This is a genomic window from Bacteroides sp. D20, assembly GCF_003436255.1.
In the GTDB taxonomy this organism is placed as follows: Bacteria; Bacteroidota; Bacteroidia; order Bacteroidales; family Bacteroidaceae; genus Bacteroides; species Bacteroides uniformis.
In genome coordinates, this window is record NZ_QSOO01000016.1 from 39,278 (window position 1) to 57,995 (window position 18,718).

Here is an 18,718-nt window from a genome sequence, read left to right on the forward strand (position 1 = left end):
AAATATTTATATGAGATTCATCATAAACATTGTATGCTTTCTATTCCTTTTACCCCTCATTGCCACGGCGCAAACTTATAAATACATAGGAGTAGAAAACGGATTGAGTAACCGCAGAATCTTCGACATTCAAAAGGATTCGATAGGTTACATGTGGTTCCTCACCAACGAAGGCATAGACCGGTACAATGGAAAAGACATCAAACATTATAAATTAATAGGAGAAAACAAAGAATCGAGTTCCCCCATCCATCTCGGCTGGTTGTATTTTGAAGAGAAGGGGAAGTTATGGGTCATAGGTAAAGCCGGCCGCATTTTTCAATACAACCAAGAACACGATGTGTTCAATAAAGTATATAAACTGCCCAAGACACCGGTCAATATCAGCTACGGCTATATGGACCACAATCATAGGATTTGGCTGTGCAGCAGATACAGTATCGCTCTTTACGACACACAAACCGGAGAGACCCATCAAATGCCCAATGAACTGAAAAGTAGCATTACAAGTATCGAACAAGTGGACAACGACCACTTCTTCATGGCCACCAACAAGGGAGTGCGATACGTCAAACTCGAAAACGAAGCATTGCAGATTGTCCCTCTTGAACCTCTTGACAAAATCCAGGCACAAATCAGTGCACTCCATTTCCATCAAGAATCACAAAGACTTTTCATCGGTACTTTTGAAAAAGGAGTTTTTGCCTACGACATACGGCAACAACGGATTATACACTCCAATACGGATTTGAGCGATGTAAACATTGCCCGAATCAGACCTCTGAACCGGACAGAGCTATTGATAGCGACAGAAGGTATGGGCATACACAAAATCAATGTGAACTCGTGCATCTCGGAACCGTACATCACCTCCAGCTACAAAAGTTACAATGAGATGAACAGCAATAACATCAATGACATTTATATTGATGAAGAAAAGCGGATATGGATAGCCAACTACCCGGAAGGGATTACCATTATAGACAACCGGTACAAAAACTATAACTGGATAAAGCATTCCATCGGAAACAGACAATCGCTGGTCAACGATCAGGTACACTCTGTCATTGAAGACAGTGACGGAGACCTATGGTTCGGAACAAGCAACGGAATCAGCCTTTATCAATCGAAAACCGGGCAGTGGCACTCATTCCTAAGTTCCTTCGACCATCAACTGAAAGACAAGAACCACATATTCATTACGCTATGCGAGGTATCACCCGGCATTATTTGGGCAGGAGGATATACTTCGGGAGTATACAAAATAAATAAAAGGACACTCTCGGTAGAATATTTCTCCCCTTACCTGCTCAGTCCGGATAACATACGTCCTGACAAGTATATCCGAGACATTGTTAAAGACTCCAAAGGATATATCTGGTCCGGAGGATTCTATAATCTGAAATGCTTCGATTTGTCTCTGAATTCTGTCCGTCTGTATCCCGGAATAAATTCCGTCACCGCCATTACAGAAAAGGACGACGGACACATGTGGATTGGGACAAGTGCCGGACTGTATCTGCTGGACAAAGAGTCGGGTAGATTCCAATATGTCGCCTTGCAGGAAGAGACGACCTACATCAACACACTTTACCAAGCGGAAGACCTCTCTCTATATATAGGAACAAACGGCTCCGGAGTGGTTGTCTACAACGCAAAGGACAATACGTTCAAGCATTATCACAAGGACAATTGTGCCTTGATTTCAAACAACATCTACACCATACTCCCCGAGTCGGACGGGCATATCCTGATGAGTACCGAAAACGGAATCAGCTGTTTCCACCCTACGGAGAAGACATTCCACAACTGGACCAAAGAGCAAGGGCTGATGTCCTCCTGCTTCAGTGCCTCTTCCGGAACGTTACGCAAGAACAAGGGTTTTGTCTTTGGCAGCACAGACGGAGCCATCGAATTCCCCGAAGGGACAAAGTTGCCGGACTATGTCTACTCTCCTATGATACTCAGCGATTTTCAGATACTCTATCAGACTGTCGTTCCCGGCAGTACGAATTCCCCCTTGAAGGAAAATATCAACCAGACAGACCGGTTAAAGCTGAAATACAACCAGAACACTTTTTCCCTCAGCATTTCATCCATCAATTATGACGCGCCGGACAATGTCACTTTCTACTGGAAGCTGAAAGGCTTTTACGATGACTGGAACCGCCTGGGTGAAGAAGGGCATCTCCGCTTCACCAACCTTGCCTCGGGCGATTACAAACTTTACATACGGGCGGTATCCAAGGAAGAGCCTTATCTTTATTTTGAAGAGCGAAGCATCGACATCAGCATTGCGCGCCCCGTCTGGTTCAGTTTTTGGGCCATAGCCTGCTATGTCCTGCTGACAGTACTGATGTCCGTTGTCGGTTTCCGTGTCATGGCACTGAGAAAACAGAAAAAGATATCCGATGAGAAAACCCGTTTCTTTGTCAATACCGCGCATGATATCCGCACGCCATTGACACTGATAAAGGCACCTCTGGAAGAAATGCTTGAAAACAAGACACTGAACGAAGCCGAGACCAACAATATGCACATGGCACTGAGAAATGTCAACTCCCTCCTGCGCATGACTACCAATCTGATAAACTTTGAACGGGCAGAAGTATATTCCCCTCATCTGTACATAGCAGAATATGAACTGAATACTTACATCAAGGAGATATACAACAATTTCCAGACCTATGCCACCATAAAACATATCACTTTCAGATACGAAAGCAATTTCAGCTACATGAATGTATGGTTCGACAAAGAGAAGATGGACTCTATCCTGGAAAATGTCATATCCAATGCTCTGAAGTATACTCCCAAAAATGGCGATATACTCATTTCTGTTTATGACATGAAAAGCTCCTGGAGACTAGAAGTCAAAGATAATGGAATAGGAATTCCCGCCAAAGAACAAAGAAAACTGTTCAAGATGCACTTCCGTGGAACAAATGCCATCAACTCCAAAATAACGGGAAGCGGTATCGGTCTGATGCTGGTGCGGAAGCTGGTAAGCCTGCACAATGGAAAAATATACATTGAGAGCACCGAATGCCAAGGCAGTACTGTCAGAATCATCCTTCCCAAAGAGAAAGAACAGTTCAAGAACTTCACTCTGTCCGTTAAGGATAAGAAGACCTTCTATGAACCGGATGTCCCCACCGTTCCTTTGAAACTTGCCGGAGAACTCCGGACTGAAGACAATGACAAACTGCATCGCATCTTGATTGTAGAAGACAATGACGAGCTGCGCAACTATCTCTTCCAGTCGTTCTCTCCGATTTACAATGTACAAGTATGCAACAACGGCAAGGAAGCGCTGACCATTGTAAAACAATTCTGGCCGGGACTGATTCTTTCCGACATCATGATGCCGGAAATGCGAGGCGACGAATTATGCATCGCCATCAAGAACGATATTGAAACATCCCACATCCCGGTAGTACTGCTGACGGCACTGGGAGATGAAAAGAACATTCTCGAAGGACTCCATATCGGTGCGGACGAATATATTGTAAAACCTTTCAGCATAAACATACTGAAAGCCAGCATTGCCAATCTGCTTGCCAACCGCGCATTGCTGCGCAAGAGATATGCGAATTTGGAAATCAATACAGAAGAAGAGCCCTCCACAACTACCACTTGCTCCAACAGTCTCGACTGGAAATTCATGTCGAATGTAAAGAGACATATCGAGGAGAACATGGATAATCCCGATTTCACAGTGGACGTATTGTGCTCGCTCCTGAATATGAGCCGTACCAGTTTCTACAGTAAACTGAAAGCGCTGACCGGCCAGGCACCGGCAGATTTCGTACGGAATATCCGTTTGAAACATGCTGCCGAGCTATTGAAAGAAGGGAAATATTCCGTGACTGAAGTAGCAGAAAGAACCGGTTTCTGCGATGGGAAATACTTCCGGGAAGTCTTTAAGAAATATTTCAATGTCAGCCCCAGCCAATATGCGAAAGGAGACACTCCCCGTTCCCCAAAAGGAGAGGGAGAATAGTTCTGCATAGGAGAATTTTTCATTTTGCAGCCCCGCACAGACAAACCCTAAAAAATAATCCGTATTTTTGCAGAAACAAAAAAACGAGAATGACTCCTGAAATAGCAATCGTCGACTCCAACACCCTCTCCTGTCTGGGACTGCAGAACTTGCTGGAGGAAATCATCCCGACAGCCATCATCCGCTCTTTCCGTTCCTTTGGCGAACTGATGGATGATACGCCTGACATGTATGTGCATTATTTCATCTCTTCACAGATTTACTTCGAGCATACCGCTTTCTTTCTGGAGCGCAAGCCCAAAACCATTGTGCTGGTCAATGGTGAAACCGTCCCCCAACTGTCGGGCATGCCGACGCTAAACATCTATCAGGACGAACAAAATCTGGCAAAAAACATTCTGCAGCTGCGCCAATACGGAAACCAATACAGACAAAACCACGGAAAGCCGGCACCCGCCAGACACTCGGATATGGCAATAAATACAGCCGCCGGGCACGACCTTTCCGCCCGCGAAATAGAAGTGCTGGTGCTGATTACCAAAGGTCTCATCAACAAGGAGATTGCCGACAAACTGAACATCAGCCTGACCACCGTCATCTCACACCGCAAGAATATCACCGAGAAGCTGGGTATCAAGTCCGTGTCCGGGCTGACTATCTATGCCGTGATGCACGGATATGTGGAAGCGGACAGAATATAATCCTACAACCGGATACATCAGAAGCGAAGTCTTTTCAGAAAAACTTCGCCCCAATTAGTGTGCTAATGTGCTAACATCTAATCGTTCCTCCGTGGGGTAAAAATCGTTCCACCATGGTGGAACGATTTTTACCCCACGGAGGAACGATATTTTCCGCATGATGGAACGATTTAAGATTAGCACTCCAGGAACGAAATCCTAATAAATGAGGATTGTCCCTTCCGCAAGAATCCCTTTACTTTGCAGGCGCTAAAAAACCAGTTTATGAATAGATATAGAATTTTGACCGGTATCTTCTGCCTCCTGGCAACCGGCAACGTACTTGCCGAAGAGGCAGACACCTTGAAAGTGGTGGATGTAGAGGAAATAACCGTCATCGCCGCCCCCAAAGAAAACCGGAAACTGCGCGAGCAGCCCGCCGCCGTCACCCTGCTTTCGCAGCAGGACATGCAGAACGCACAGGTGAACTCCATCAAGAATCTGACATCCGTAGTGCCCAATATGTTTATCCCCGACTACGGCTCGCGACTGACTTCGGCAGTCTATATCCGCGGCATCGGCTCGCGCATCAACACTCCCTCCGTAGGACTTTATGTAGACAATATACCTTATATAGACAAGTCAGCCTTCGACTTCAGCTATGCCGACGTAGAGCGCATCGACGTGCTACGCGGTCCGCAGGGCACGCTCTACGGGCGCAATGCCATGGGTGGATTGATTAAGGTGCACACCAAATCGCCCTTCTCCTACCAGGGGACGGACTTCCGCATGGGGGCAGGTACGTACAATGCCTATAATACCTCGCTGACCCACTATCACCGCCTTTCGGAACGGTTCGCCTTTTCCACCGGAGGTTTTTACGATTATCAAGGAGGATTCTTCCGCAACACGGTGAGGGACGAGAAAGCGGACAAGGGGCAATCGGCAGGTGGACGCATCCGCGCCATCTACCTCCCCTCGGACAACTGGAAGGTGGACCTAAACATCAACTACGAATACAGCGACCAGGGTGGCTACCCGTATTTCTACCAAGGCAGCCTGGCCCCCGAAGCACAGAGCGAGCCGCTGAAGCCCTACATCGGAAAAATCTCCAATAACGCCCGTAGCAACTACTACCGCAACCTGCTGAACACGGGTCTGAACCTGGAATACCAGGCACAGCACTTCACGTTGAGCATGGTCACCGGCTACCAGTTTCTAAAGGACTGCATGGACATAGACCAAGACTTCACCGCCAACGACATCTATACCCTGCAACAGAAACAACGCTCCCACGCACTGAGCGAGGAAATCATCTTGAAGAGTAAAAGCGGCAGCCGCTGGCAATGGACCACCGGCGCCTTCGGCTTCTACCAATGGCTGAATACGGAAGCTCCCGTCACTTTCAGGGAAGCCGGAATGGGGATGCTGAACCAGATGTTGGGCAGTGTCATCCCATCGCAAATACAAGTAGAGATGGGACCATCCATGAGTATGAATATCCTGCCCTCACTGGGCATCAGCAGCCGGACCATGCCCATCGGGGGCAGTTTCAACACTCCGCTGCTGAATGGGGCACTCTTCCATCAATCCACCTTCAGAGATTTATTCGGGCTGAAAGGAGTGTCGTTCACTGCCGGGTTACGCCTGGATTATGAGCGTATGAAGATGGATTACAACTCCGGCACCAGCCTGGACTACAAGGTGGGCATCAAGGGAGAAATGAAGCGGGGCGACGTCGTCATCCGCGAAATAGAGATGATGCCGGAGACGGCGCTGACCGTAGAGTCGCGCTACCAAGGAAACATTGATAAGGATTATCTTCAGCTGTTGCCCAAGTTTGCTTTGCAGTATGACTTTGCGCGAAACAGAGGAAATGTGTATGCAACGGTCAGCAAAGGTTACCGTTCGGGAGGTTACAACGTGCAGATGTTCTCCGACCTGCTGCAATCCAGTTTGAAGAATGACATGATGCGGCAAAGCAAAGAGGCGATTATGCCCAACGTGCCGGATGCCTACAAAGAGCTGGTGGGCAAATACTTCCCCGATGCGGGAGAGAATCCGGATGCAAAATCCGCCACCGTCTACAAGCCCGAACAGACCTGGAACTACGAAATAGGAACACACTTGAATCTGCTGGACGGACGTCTGCATGCCGACGCCGCCATCTTCTGGCTGGAAACCCGCGACCAGCAGATTTCACGCTTCGCCCCAAGCGGACTGGGACGCGAAACGGCAAATGCCGGCAAAAGCCGCAGCCAGGGGGCAGAGGTTGCCTTGACGGCTGCCGTTGCTACGGACTTCACGCTGAATGCAAGTTATGGTTATACCTATGCCACCTTTAAGGATTACATCACCAACGAGAAAGTGAATGGGGAGCTTCAGGAAATCAGCTACAACGGCAAGCACGTACCCTTTGTTCCCAAGCATACCATGAACGTGGGCGGTCAGTACATCTTCCGCATCCGTCCGGGACACTGGCTGGACCGCATCCAGCTGAACGCTAACTACACCGGTGCCGGGCGCATCTACTGGACCGAGAAGAATACCGTGAGCCAAGCCTTCTACGGCACGCTGAACGGACGTATCAGCTTCCAGAAAGGACATGGACAGATTGATTTCTGGGTGCGCAATGCACTGGACAAAGAGTATGCTTCGTTCTATTTTGAGAGTATGGGGAACGGATTTATGCAGAAAGGACGGCCTGTGCAGGCGGGAATAGAGTTGAGGTGCAGGTTCTGATTGGAGAGCTTTGTCCCTCCGAAAGTAAAGGAAAATAGAAACGGTCGTTCGGGTACTTACACATTGCATACCCGAACGACCGTTTCTATGTTTCTATCTGACAGAGGAGAAGTTATCCTCTATGTACCCAGTTTTCAATTTCAATATTAGGTATTCTTTCCAGATGTTTCTTGTTTTCAGTAACCATTATCATTTGGTTAGCCACCGCTGTACATCCTATAAATAAGTCCAAATCCTCAATGGGAGTTCCTTGACTATAAGGCAGCCTTACTCCGGGCATAACAACATAAAGCCGAGGACAAAGGTATTACCTTGATATCTTGGCAGAAATCAGTAACAAGCTGCAAGTTTCTCTCCACATTATTACTTCGCTCTGCACCGAACAACAACTCTGCTACCGTAACCTCCGAAATGCAACAATGTTCCCAGCCCACCTTTTCAATATGTTCGTCTACTCCAAATTTCTGACGCATGAAGCGAACACAAATATTAGTATCAAGCAAATATCGTTTCATTCGTCAAAGGGGCTAAAGTTTTCTTCTTTTCGAGAAAGGCGTGATGCATATATATCATCATTGATTTCATCAGAATCACGATTGTCCTTCCAACTACCGGCATACTTTGCAAGCATACGCTTAGTCAGCAATTTGCTATCTGCCGCTGTCGGAATGGAATGACTATTCTTATTCAAAACCTCCTTCATATATTTTCTGAGGCTCTCCAATGCAGTACTGCTATTGATATTGACTATCTCACGAATCAACTCCAATTTTCCGGCTTCCAACTCCAAACTACTCATAATCAATTCCTCCTTTTAAAAGTTCAACTACAAAGTTACATTTTCCTACTGAATATGGAAAAGTTACAAAGCTTTTTTATTCATTGATAGCTCCGCAATGTGGGCAGACTCCCTTCTCCCTCAGTTTCTGCCCGCATCTGCCGCAACGATAGCGTGAAGCCAGCAGCGAAATGCGAAGCCTTTTGAGGAATACCCATACAAAAGCGGTCAAAAACAAGTATCCGACGTAGATAGATGTAGTCAGGATAAAGAAGAAATAACAGAAGATGCAGCAGGAGGCCAGCCCCAACAGATAGAATACGGCCGCCGCCGGACTTAACTGGCGAAACAAATCGTCGAGTACCGCCAGCAACACCACTATAAACAGCCAGATACCCATCAGAAAAGCAGAAAGCACAAGCGGTACCTTGAACGGCGACAAGGTAGGATTAAAATAGAAGTGTTGCCACGTCTCCGGCGCAAACACTTGTATAGATTCGTAAATAGTGGCACAGAACGCCATCAGCAGACATAGCAACAACGGATAGAGACTGTCTATATCATTAAAGTACACCATCCTCAACTGTTTGCGCCGAAAAGCCCGGAACAGCCAGACTGCCACAAACAAGGCAAAAATAATGATAAAATAAGAGGCATGGGTATCACTGAACAAGTAGATGGCCTGCGAAATGCTGTCTGTAGGAACAAAGGCATGCATCATTTCGGACTCCCGCAACCAACCCTGCACTTCCTGCGAATGGGCAAGCTTCACCCATACACTATCCACACTGTCGGCAGGATGGATGGCGAACTCGGCAACCACCACGCGGTCTCCCCGATAAAGCATATTATAGCAGTCCTTCACGGGCAGACAAGCCAAATTCACAGAATCTGCCAGCACTTCCAGATTGGTATTCCAAGTATAATGCCGCTCAAAAAGATAGGCCAGCGAATCACGCGTCTCCTTAGACAGATGTTCATCTTCAAGATTAGGACGGGAATAATGGCAGGAAACTAAAGCAATGAAGCATGAAAAATAAAGAATGCAGAATAGGAGGGAACGCAGTGAACGCAAAGGATGTTTGTCCCTGCCCGCTTCCCGGTACCGGTCATTTGCCAGCCTTTCATTATGTGCCCGTTCCTCACTCCTCATTTTCAAGTCTTTATTAGTAATTCCTCATTCTTCGTCCTTCATTAAAGCGGCTCTTCATGAGCAATGACTTTCATCTGGCAATTCTTGCAATCAAAAGACAAGCGGAAACGCTTGCCGTCCGTCCCAACCAAATAATAAGGTTCCCTATAAGGAGAATGTCCTTTCTGATAGGTGGGACACCATCCCATACTGAAACGCAGGCAATGTTTGCAGAACATGAGTACAGCATCCGGAACCGCTTGTGCCTCGTAGGCAGGTGCTATAGACGAAAGTCCATGCTCACGGTAAAAACTCCGGGCAGCACTGTTCATCACATTGCCCAGATAGGTCAGTGAAGTAGCAGGGAAAGCATGGCTTGTCGGTTTCCAGACAGCCAACTCACGACGATAAGTAACACGCCGAGCCACAATCAGCCTATCTATCACCTGCCGACGCCAGTCTGCCACCACGGAAGCAGGAAGAAACCAGTTTTCAGAGAGATTGAGCCTGATACCCGACGCCTCTTCTGATAAATGCCCGGCTACCTCGAAAGGGGTATTCCCCAACTTAGCCAGTTGGCTGCGCAGATTATCCGCCTGTGGCGTGCGTGCCGGTTCTTTCGGATAAGGGAAAGAAAGTGTCACGCGGTTATCATTCTCGTCCGCAGCCGTCAGGCTAAACCCGAAAGAAGTATCTGCCAACTCCCAACAAACACCGATTTTGCGTTCGGAGGATTTACGGGTAAGGATACGTTCAAACTCCTGGTCGAAATTGCGATAAAGCCGTGTACGAGGTTTGATGCGAGGCACTTCCCCTGCCGGATAGAGTTTGTTACCATCCACCCGGTTGATACGGAAACCCTGCAAACGTCCTTGCTCGTCCAAAAAACAGACGCCGTCTCCGTTGTGGAAAGGCTTCACGCCTGCCACCGTAATATATCCACCGCGCTGTTCCTTCAAAGTGCCCATCTCCTCTCCTAAAGATTTGGGCGTATCGAATGAAGTGATTTCCCCTCCCCTGCCTTGTAGGAAGTAATGCGTGAAACCACGGCTGAAGCTCTTGTCAAGCTGCGGTTGGAAGTCGAAATGGCAAGTACCCGAAGAAGCACGGGTATATTCCTTGCGACGGGCAAAAATGGCATCGAGCTTCCTACGGTAAGCCGCCGTCACATTCTTCACATAGGTCACATCCTTCAAGCGGCCTTCTATCTTCAGCGAAGTGGCTCCGGCATCCAGCAGTTCTTCCAACACCTCGCTTTGGTTGAGGTCCTTCAAAGAAAGCAGATGCTTATTACGCACAATGGTCTTGCCATCGGCATCTACCAGACTGAAGGGTAAACGGCAGAATTGCGCACATTCCCCCCGGTTGGCACTCCGTCCGAAACAAGCCTGGCTGACATAGCACTGCCCGCTATAACTGACGCAAAGAGCCCCGTGTACAAAGACTTCGAGCGGCACGTCGGGACACGCCTCATGGATACCGCGTATCTCCTGCAAAGAAAGTTCGCGTGCCAACACCACCTGACGGAAACCGGCATCGGCAAGGAAACGTACTTTCTCCGGCGTACGGTTATCCATCTGCGTACTGCCATGCAACGGAATGGGCGGCAAATTCAACCGCGTAATCCCCATATCCTGTACAATCAGTGCATCCACACCGATGCGGTACAGCTCCCAAATCATCCTCTCCGTCTCTTTCAGCTCTTCTTCTTTCAGAATGGTATTGACCGTCACATAGATACGGGCATTATACAGATGGGCATGCTCCACCAAAGCGGCAATATCCTCCAAAGAGTTGACAGCAGCCGCACGCGCACCGAACTTGGGTGCACCGATGTATACCGCATCTGCCCCATGATTCACTGCTTCTATGCCACACTCCAAATTCTTGGCAGGAGCCAGCAGCTCTATTTTACGTTGCTTTATCATCGTTTAGTTACGAGTAACTCACCCTATTTCATTAATATTATACGGCGTCTCCTGATATACAAAATAATTCAGCCAATTGGAGAACAACAGATTGGCATGGGCACGCCAACGCACCAGCACTCCTTTGTCCGGGTCATCGTCCACATAGTAGTTACGGGGTATCTCAATGGGCAGGCCCTTATTCAAGTCACGGCGATACTCTGTATCCAATGTCAGCGGGGAGTATTCCGAATGGCCGGTCACGAAGAACTCACGCCCTCCACGGGCCACCGCCATATATACACCAGCATCCTCCGACTCGGAAAGCAGCGTCAATTCCGGAACCTTCTGTATATCTTCCCGGCGCACTTCCGTGTGGCGGCTATGCGGCACATAGAACATATCATCAAATCCACGGAAAATGGGATGCAACGGTTGCAAGGTACGATGTTCAAAGATACCGAACATCTTCTTATCCAGTGCATACTTCGGCACTCCATAATGATGATAGAGCCCTGCCTGCGCCGCCCAGCAGATGTAGAGCGTAGAGGTGACATGCGTACGCGCCCAGTCGAAGATTTCAGTAATCTCATCCCAATAAGTCACCTCCTCAAAATCCATCTGCTCTACTGGAGCACCGGTGATAATCATGCCATCGTACTTTTCACCGCGCATCTTGTCGAAATCCGTATAGAATGTTTTCATGTGTTCTATCGGAGTGTTCTTGGAAGTATGGCTTTTTATCTTCATGAACGAGATTTCCACCTGAAGCGGAGTATTGGAAAGCAGACGCACCAGGTCCGTTTCCGTTGTAATCTTTAGCGGCATCAAGTTCAGAATCACGATACGCAGCGGACGGATATCCTGCTGGGTTGCCCGGGAATTGTCAATGACAAATATATTCTCCTCTTTCAGCAACTCGATAGCGGGTAGTTTATCGGGTAAATTTAAAGGCATGAGTTTATATCTATGGTTTAACTTATTACTGTCTACGATTTTAGCGTGTAAAGTTAGGCAAAAAATCAGAGTGTGATAAATAAATTATAAAAGTTTTATCGATTTATCCCTCTTCATTTAACACGTTTAATTACATTTGTACCCGAAACCTATTAAAAGTTATTAAAAATAAGATTAAAAAGCACTGCGGCATCAAGCGTGATACTGATAATTAGCATCCAAAAGCGTAAAAGACTTTTCCATACCGGTTATAGCTCTGCTAAATCCACATTTTTAAGACAAGGTTCATTGAGTATAATTGGGAAAGCGGAAAAACCGTTGCCCCACAATAATAATATAATGAAGAAACTTATTCTTGCAAGAGGAGTCTTGGCTGCCTCTTTATTCTGCTGCATGTCCTTAGGGAATACAGCTTGTGTGAACCGGATTGACGAAGAATCAGAAGCGGAAATCGAGGAAGGGACGACACCTATCACGTTCTCTATCAAAATGGAAAAGGCCAGTACCAAGGTCACAAACACCGCCTTTGAAAAAGGAGACAGAATGGGCTTGTTTGCAACCACTTCCTCCGGCTCCATCAAGGGAAAACGGTATATTGACAATCTGGCCCTGGAATATACGGAAGGCTCCACACTGGTTCCCAAAAAGACAGTATTCTATCCGGAAGGAGATGTGTCACTGGACTTTATCAGTTACCACCCTTACCAAACCGAAGGGGTAGCTGCCGGTACACCCGTTCTTCCCGTATCTGTGCAGATAGACCAGAGCAATGAGAAAAACCGCGCACAAAGTGACTTCTTGGTAGCTAAAGCGCAGGGAATCACCAGTAAAACCAAATCTGTAACCCTGGAGTTCCAACACAAGCTGTCCAAACTGGCAATCTCTCTGACACCCGACGCAAGCAACTCCACCAATGATTTGCTGAAAGCCAATCCGCGTATCATCGCAACCGGGCTCAAGACCTCGGCCGATTATAATCTGGAAGACGGGACTTTCAGTAATCTTACGGGGACACAAGACATCATAGCCTCCGGCGAATGGAGCGTCAAAGACAACAAACTTACCGGCAAGGAATTCATCATCATACCCCAAACGATAAATGATGGCAAGCAATCCTTCATTATGGAGTGGAGCGGACGTATATACAGTTGTGCAATACCCGAAGTGGAAATGAGTAGCAGCACGCAATGTATCATTAACATATCAGCCATGCAGAGCAACAGCAACGTACTGAGCAGTTTTGCCGGAAAAATCAAGGAATGGAGCAGCCTCCCTCCCATCGACACCGACAATATGGAAGATTACACTGCCATACATATCTCCGCTCTCTCCTTTTCTCTTTCAAATGTGTACAGAATTTATCACGAAGGGATACCCATTGCAGAAGTCTGCAAGGAATATCTCAAATCAGCGTCATTGACTTCCAGAGCCGTTATAGCCTATCCCATAGGCGAAAATGAAAAGACCGACCTGAGCAATGGAGTCATCCTACAGCTTGCAGACCGTAAAGACACCATCTGCGGAGGAAGAATAAGCTGGAATACAGACGACTATGGATTTACCTACACTAAAGGGGAATATACCGGCATAGACAAGCTCTATATAGACAATAACCATAAGCTACTTCTGGATAAACCGGAAAACGCCATCAAAGTGAATGTGGCATGCTACACCCTTCGAGACATCAGAAAAGGAGTGTCTACCGAATACCCCATTGTCAAGATTGGAGCCCAATACTGGATGGGTAAAGAGCTCCATGCCACCACCTACCGTGACGGAGCTCCCTTGAAAAAACAGAGTGACTTGGGAACAGACAAAGCCGGATATTACAAGCCGGACAAATATGACATTTATTTTTACAATGGAGAATCCATACTGGCAGGAGAGCTGGCTCCCGAGGGCTGGAAAATTCCATCGGATGCAGACTGGGAACAGCTGAAAAACTACACCGGCAACGATGCCTCCATACTAAAAGCAGGAGAATGGCAGGCAATGGTATCCGGTGAAGTTGCCCCCGTCAACAACCATACCCGGTTCAATGCTTTCCCGGTAGGAATGTGGTACAACAAAGGACACAACAGCCCCAATAAAATGACCGCCTTTTGGAGTTGGGATCATACAAAGCATACCCTTTCGGAAAGCACCATTTATTTTCTCGGCGAAAGCGACGAGTTTGTATCAAGCGCTGCCCATGTCACCGGTAAGCCCTACTATAAAGCTCTTTCCATCCGCTGTATAAAAGAATAGCCGGCAATTTCGGCATTTCTCATTTCTTTTTTGTATTTTTGTTCCCAATGTGCAAGATTTTTGCCAATCGGACAAAGATAACGAAAGAGAAATGAGAGTAATCGACCTGATAAACAGTAACGAAAAAACAGCTTTTTCCTTTGAAATATTGCCACCACTGAAAGGTACGGGCATCGAAAAGCTGTATCAAACCATAGATACGTTACGGGAATTCGACCCCAAATACATCAACATCACCACGCACCGCAGCGAGTACGTGTACAAAGACCTCGGCAACGGATTGTTCCAGCGAAACCGCCTGCGCCGCCGCCCCGGCACCGTAGCCGTAGCTGCTGCCATCCAGAACAAGTACAACATCACCATGGTGCCGCACATCCTTTGCAGCGGCTTCACCCGCGAGGAGACGGAGTACGTGCTGCTCGACCTGCAATTCCTCGGCATCACCGACCTGCTGGTGCTTCGTGGCGACAAGGCAAAGCACGAATCCTCTTTTATCCCCGTGGGCAACGGTTACCACCACGCCGTCGAACTACAAGAGCAAATCAACAACTTCAATAAAGGTATTTTTGTGGACGGCTCCGAGATGAAAGTTACCAATACCCCGTTTTCATACGGTGTGGCGTGCTATCCGGAAAAGCATGAAGAAGCCCCCAACATGGATACAGACATCTACTGGCTAAAGAAGAAAATGGAAATGGGTGCAGAGTATGCCGTGACCCAGCTCTTCTACGACAACCGGAAATATTTCGACTTCGTGGAACGTGCCCGTCAAGCCGGTGTCACCATCCCGATTATCCCGGGCATCAAGCCCTTCAAGAAGTTGTCACAACTCAGCATGATACCCAAGACGTTCAAAGTAGATTTGCCCGAGGAACTGACCCAAGAGGTTCTGAAGTGCAACACCGATGCGGAAGCTCAGCAAGTGGGTATCGAATGGTGCGTGCAGCAGTGCAAAGAGCTGATAGCCCATGGCGTCCCAAGCCTCCACTTCTACTCGGTAGGAGCTACAGACAGCATCAAGGAAGTAGCCAAACAAATCTACTAAACAATGGACAATCAACAGTTGACAATTGACAACTGGCAGTGTCACAAGTAATAACTTATAACTAATTAACCCGTGTTCAGTTTCAAGGACATAATAGGCCAAGAGGCAGCCAAACAAAGGCTGATACAAGAAGTGCAGGAAGGACGTATTCCCCACGCACAACTTTTCTGTGGCCCTGCCGGAGTAGGAAAACTCCCATTGGCACTTGCCTATGCCCGCTACATCTGCTGTCCCAACCGGACGGAAACCGATGCCTGCGGTACTTGTCCCTCCTGCGTGAAATGGAACAAGCTGGTGCACCCGGACGTACACTTCGTATACCCTATCGTCAAGAGTGCCAAAGGGAAAAAGGAAGTCTGCGACGACTATATCGCCAACTGGCGGCACCTGCTGCAGAACAGCCCCTACTTCGGACTGAACCATTGGCTGAACGAGATGGATGCCGAAAACGGACAAGCCATCATCTATGCCAAGGAAAGCGACGAGATAACCCGCAAGCTGAGTCTGAAATCCAGTGAAGGAGGTTACAAAGTCACCATCGTATGGCTACCCGAAAAGCTGCATGAAGTATGCGCCAACAAGCTGCTGAAACTGCTGGAAGAGCCACCCGAGAAAACGATATTCCTCCTCATCTCCGAAGCTCCGGAAATGATACTGCCCACCATCCTCAGCCGCACGCAGCGCTTCAACATTCCCAAGATTGAAGAAGCCGACATAGCCGAAGCCCTGCAGCAGAAGTACGGAGTGCAGCCCCGCGACAGCGAGACGATAGCCCACCTGGCAAACGGAGACTTCATCAAAGCATTGGAGACCATCCATCTGAACGAAGAGAACGAACTGTTCTTCAACCTCTTTGTCAGCCTGATGCGACTCTCCTACCAGCGCAAGATACGGGAAATGAAACAATGGAGCGAGCAGCTTGCTGCCATGGGACGCGAACGGCAGAAGAACTTCCTGGACTACTGCCAGCGCATGACCCGCGAGAACTTCATCTACAACCTGCACCGCAAGGAGATGAACTACATGACGCTGCCCGAACAGAACTTCGCCACCCGTTTCGCCCCCTTTGTCAACGAACGGAACGTCATGGGTATCATGGACGAACTAAGTGAAGCGCAACGCCACATCGAGCAGAACGTAAACGCCCGCATGGTGTTTTTCGACTTCTCTCTCAAAATGATTGTTTTATTGAAACAATGAAAAGTGGCAAAATAATGAAATGCAAAGTATCAAATCGTAAATAGTAAATAGTAAATAAATAGATGATGGAATTTAAACTACATAACGGAAGCGGAGGTCTCTGCTGCAAGAGTTGCGGCAGGCAGGACAAGCAACTGAACACCTACGACTGGCTGGCAGACATTCCGGGCAATGCCGATGAGAGCGAGCTGGTAGAGGTTCAGTTCAAGAATACCCGCAAGGGATATTTCCGCAACAGCAACAAGATACCTCTGGAGAAAGGCGACATCGTAGCCGTAGAAGCCACCCCCGGACATGATATCGGTGTGGTGACCCTGACCGGACGTCTCGTGCCGCTGCAAATGAAGAAAGCCAATATCAAGTCTGAGGCAGACATCAAACGCATCTACCGCAAGGCGAAGCCTGTGGATATGGAGAAGTACAACGAGGCAAAAGCCCGTGAACACTCCACCATGATACGCTCGCGTCAGATAGCCCTGGACCTCAACCTCAACATGAAGATTGGAGACGTGGAATATCAGGGAGACGGCAACAAGGCCATCTTCTACTACATAGCCGACGAACGGGTGGACTTCCGCCAGCTCATCAAGGTACTTGCCGACGCTTTCCGCGTGCGTATCGAGATGAAACAGATTGGTGCCCGCCAGGAAGCCGGACGCATCGGCGGTATCGGTCCCTGCGGACGCGAGCTGTGCTGCGCCACCTGGATGACCTCCTTCGTATCGGTATCCACCAGCGCGGCGCGCTTCCAGGACATTTCACTGAATCCGCAGAAGCTTGCCGGACAATGCGCCAAACTGAAGTGCTGCCTCAACTACGAAGTAGACTGCTACGTGGAAGCACAGAAACGCCTGCCCTCACGCGAGATTACCTTAGAGACCAAAGACGGTGAGTTCTTCTTCTTCAAAGCCGACATTCTGAGCAACCAGATAACCTACTCAAGCGACAAGAACATCCCCGCCAACCTGGTGACCATCAGCGGCAGACGCGCCTTCGAGATTATCGGTTTGAACAGACGTGGCATCAAGCCCGACAGCCTGATAGAAGAAACCCATCGTTCCGAACCCAAAAAGCCGGTGGACTTGCTGGAACAAGAGAGTCTCACTCGCTTTGACCGCAACCGGAAAGGCAAGAGTGGCAGTGACGGCAACGGTGGCGAGAACAGCAACAACAGCCGTAACAAGAGAAAGAAAAAGAGTGGAAACGGTCGTCCGCAAGGAGGTGAGCAGCAGGGTGCTCCGCAATCCAACAACCAGAGAGAACAATCCAGGCAAGACCGGCAACCGAGACAGAAACAAGACCGGCAAGCACCCAAACAAGGTGAACAGCAACAAGGCGAACGTCAACAACGGAACAATAACAACCGTCGTCCGCCCCGTAACAATAAGCCCAAACCTCAAGGTGAAAGACCTGCCCAAAATGACAAACCGGCTCAAGAATAGGAATCTCTGCCTGAAAGGTATCATACTACTGTTTGTCGCAAGCCTGCTGAGCGCTTGCGACAAACAGACTGTATACCATTCCTTCCAATCCCTTCCCACCGAAGGCTGGCTGCGCGAAGACACGCTCTCTTTCGACGTGAAGGTCACCGACTCACTGACCTACTACAAACTGTCTTTGGAAGTTCGTAACCGAAGCAACTACCCCTATCAGAATCTACCTCTATCCATCTGCTACACCACCGCAGATTCCATTCCGTCACCCACGGACACCATACAGCTAATCCTCGCGGACAAAGAAGGAATCTGGAAAGGTGACGGCTGGGGAGGTCTCTATCAGACTGCCGTCTCCGCAGGAAGCGTTCGAATCGGCAAACCCGGCACCTACCTCTTTAAAGTGGCCTATACGCTACCGGACGAAAGGCTGCAAGGAATCAATGACATCGGCATCAAACTGAAGAGATAGGAACTCCCTATTGTTCTTTATTACCTTCTTCTAACAACCACCTCAGTCTCCCACTCACGTCTCCTTGAAGCGGAAACGGGCGGGGTATCATAACTTGCCCTCTTACCTCATAGCGTAACGTC

General features: G+C 48.3%; 13 protein-coding genes. 8 read left to right on the top strand and 5 right to left on the bottom strand.

Annotation, left to right across the window (positions count from 1 at the left end; translation table 11 throughout):
- Positions 1 to 10: 10 nt before the first annotated feature.
- The 3 genes from DXD78_RS15780 to DXD78_RS15790 all read left to right on the top strand — a co-directional run bounded on the left by DXD78_RS15780 (position 11) and on the right by DXD78_RS15790 (position 7,425).
- Positions 11 to 4,003: a two-component regulator propeller domain-containing protein gene (locus tag DXD78_RS15780; protein WP_009037247.1), complete on the top strand. Its 3,993-nt coding sequence runs from the start codon at positions 11 to 13 to the stop codon at positions 4,001 to 4,003.
- An 89-nt stretch (positions 4,004 to 4,092) separates the two neighbouring features.
- Positions 4,093 to 4,704 carry a LuxR C-terminal-related transcriptional regulator gene (locus DXD78_RS15785; protein WP_005828517.1) on the top strand — a complete coding sequence of 204 codons (612 nt, stop codon included), beginning with the start codon at positions 4,093 to 4,095 and terminating at the stop codon, positions 4,702 to 4,704.
- Between the two features lie 264 nt (positions 4,705 to 4,968).
- Entirely contained in the window at positions 4,969 to 7,425 is a 2,457-nt protein-coding gene (locus DXD78_RS15790; protein WP_034528894.1) for a TonB-dependent receptor, read from the top strand.
- Positions 7,426 to 7,679: 254 nt separating this feature from the next.
- On the opposite strand, the gene DXD78_RS21380 is transcribed toward DXD78_RS15790, so the two are convergent.
- The 5 genes from DXD78_RS21380 to metA all read right to left on the bottom strand — a co-directional run bounded on the left by DXD78_RS21380 (position 7,680) and on the right by metA (position 12,199).
- Positions 7,680 to 7,940 carry a PIN domain-containing protein gene (locus DXD78_RS21380; protein ID WP_009037249.1) on the bottom strand — a complete coding sequence of 87 codons (261 nt, stop codon included), beginning with the start codon at positions 7,938 to 7,940 and terminating at the stop codon, positions 7,680 to 7,682.
- Complete coding sequence (locus tag DXD78_RS15800; RefSeq protein ID WP_005828523.1) at positions 7,937 to 8,224, bottom strand: hypothetical protein; 288 nt, start codon at positions 8,222 to 8,224, stop codon at positions 7,937 to 7,939. The genes DXD78_RS21380 and DXD78_RS15800 overlap by 4 nt, the downstream gene beginning before the upstream one ends.
- A 76-nt stretch (positions 8,225 to 8,300) precedes the next feature.
- On the bottom strand, positions 8,301 to 9,356 hold the full coding sequence (locus DXD78_RS15805; RefSeq protein WP_005828525.1) for a hypothetical protein: 1,056 nt from the start codon (positions 9,354 to 9,356) through the stop codon (positions 8,301 to 8,303).
- Positions 9,357 to 9,397: 41 nt separating this feature from the next.
- The gene (locus DXD78_RS15810; protein ID WP_009037251.1) at positions 9,398 to 11,263 is read right to left on the bottom strand and encodes a U32 family peptidase; all 1,866 of its coding nucleotides are present in this window, start codon (positions 11,261 to 11,263) and stop codon (positions 9,398 to 9,400) included.
- An 18-nt stretch (positions 11,264 to 11,281) separates the two neighbouring features.
- Positions 11,282 to 12,199, bottom strand: coding sequence for a homoserine O-succinyltransferase (gene metA / locus DXD78_RS15815; protein WP_005828529.1), 918 nt, complete (start codon positions 12,197 to 12,199; stop codon positions 11,282 to 11,284).
- Positions 12,200 to 12,538: 339 nt separating this feature from the next.
- On the opposite strand from metA, the gene DXD78_RS15820 reads away from it, so the two are divergent.
- From DXD78_RS15820 to DXD78_RS15840, 5 genes are all read left to right on the top strand, one after another.
- Positions 12,539 to 14,446, top strand: a complete 1,908-nt coding sequence (locus tag DXD78_RS15820; protein ID WP_009037252.1) for a fimbrillin family protein — start codon at positions 12,539 to 12,541, stop codon at positions 14,444 to 14,446.
- Between the two features lie 91 nt (positions 14,447 to 14,537).
- Positions 14,538 to 15,491, top strand: coding sequence for a methylenetetrahydrofolate reductase [NAD(P)H] (metF, locus tag DXD78_RS15825; RefSeq protein WP_016274213.1), 954 nt, complete (start codon positions 14,538 to 14,540; stop codon positions 15,489 to 15,491).
- 72 nt (positions 15,492 to 15,563) lie between these two features.
- Positions 15,564 to 16,691, top strand: a complete 1,128-nt coding sequence (gene holB, locus DXD78_RS15830) for a DNA polymerase III subunit delta' (RefSeq protein ID WP_009037254.1) — start codon at positions 15,564 to 15,566, stop codon at positions 16,689 to 16,691.
- 65 nt (positions 16,692 to 16,756) lie between these two features.
- Complete coding sequence (gene ricT / locus DXD78_RS15835; RefSeq protein ID WP_009037255.1) at positions 16,757 to 18,133, top strand: regulatory iron-sulfur-containing complex subunit RicT; 1,377 nt, start codon at positions 16,757 to 16,759, stop codon at positions 18,131 to 18,133.
- A complete protein-coding gene (locus DXD78_RS15840) occupies positions 18,111 to 18,596 on the top strand; it encodes a gliding motility lipoprotein GldH (RefSeq protein WP_009037256.1) in 486 nt (161 codons plus the stop codon). Before ricT ends, DXD78_RS15840 begins: the two co-directional genes overlap by 23 nt.
- The last annotated feature ends 122 nt before the right edge of the window (positions 18,597 to 18,718 follow it).

Coding starts and splice junctions, on each gene's coding strand:
- DXD78_RS21380 (WP_009037249.1), bottom strand. CDS start 7,940: ATGAAACGATATTTGCTTGATACTAATATTTGTGTTCGCTTCATGCGT.
- DXD78_RS15790 (WP_034528894.1), top strand. CDS start 4,969: ATGAATAGATATAGAATTTTGACCGGTATCTTCTGCCTCCTGGCAACC.
- metF (WP_016274213.1), top strand. CDS start 14,538: ATGAGAGTAATCGACCTGATAAACAGTAACGAAAAAACAGCTTTTTCC.
- DXD78_RS15800 (WP_005828523.1), bottom strand. CDS start 8,224: ATGAGTAGTTTGGAGTTGGAAGCCGGAAAATTGGAGTTGATTCGTGAG.
- DXD78_RS15820 (WP_009037252.1), top strand. CDS start 12,539: ATGAAGAAACTTATTCTTGCAAGAGGAGTCTTGGCTGCCTCTTTATTC.
- DXD78_RS15805 (WP_005828525.1), bottom strand. CDS start 9,356: ATGAGGAGTGAGGAACGGGCACATAATGAAAGGCTGGCAAATGACCGG.
- DXD78_RS15810 (WP_009037251.1), bottom strand. CDS start 11,263: ATGATAAAGCAACGTAAAATAGAGCTGCTGGCTCCTGCCAAGAATTTG.
- metA (WP_005828529.1), bottom strand. CDS start 12,199: ATGCCTTTAAATTTACCCGATAAACTACCCGCTATCGAGTTGCTGAAA.
- DXD78_RS15780 (WP_009037247.1), top strand. CDS start 11: ATGAGATTCATCATAAACATTGTATGCTTTCTATTCCTTTTACCCCTC.
- DXD78_RS15840 (WP_009037256.1), top strand. CDS start 18,111: ATGACAAACCGGCTCAAGAATAGGAATCTCTGCCTGAAAGGTATCATA.
- DXD78_RS15785 (WP_005828517.1), top strand. CDS start 4,093: ATGACTCCTGAAATAGCAATCGTCGACTCCAACACCCTCTCCTGTCTG.
- ricT (WP_009037255.1), top strand. CDS start 16,757: ATGGAATTTAAACTACATAACGGAAGCGGAGGTCTCTGCTGCAAGAGT.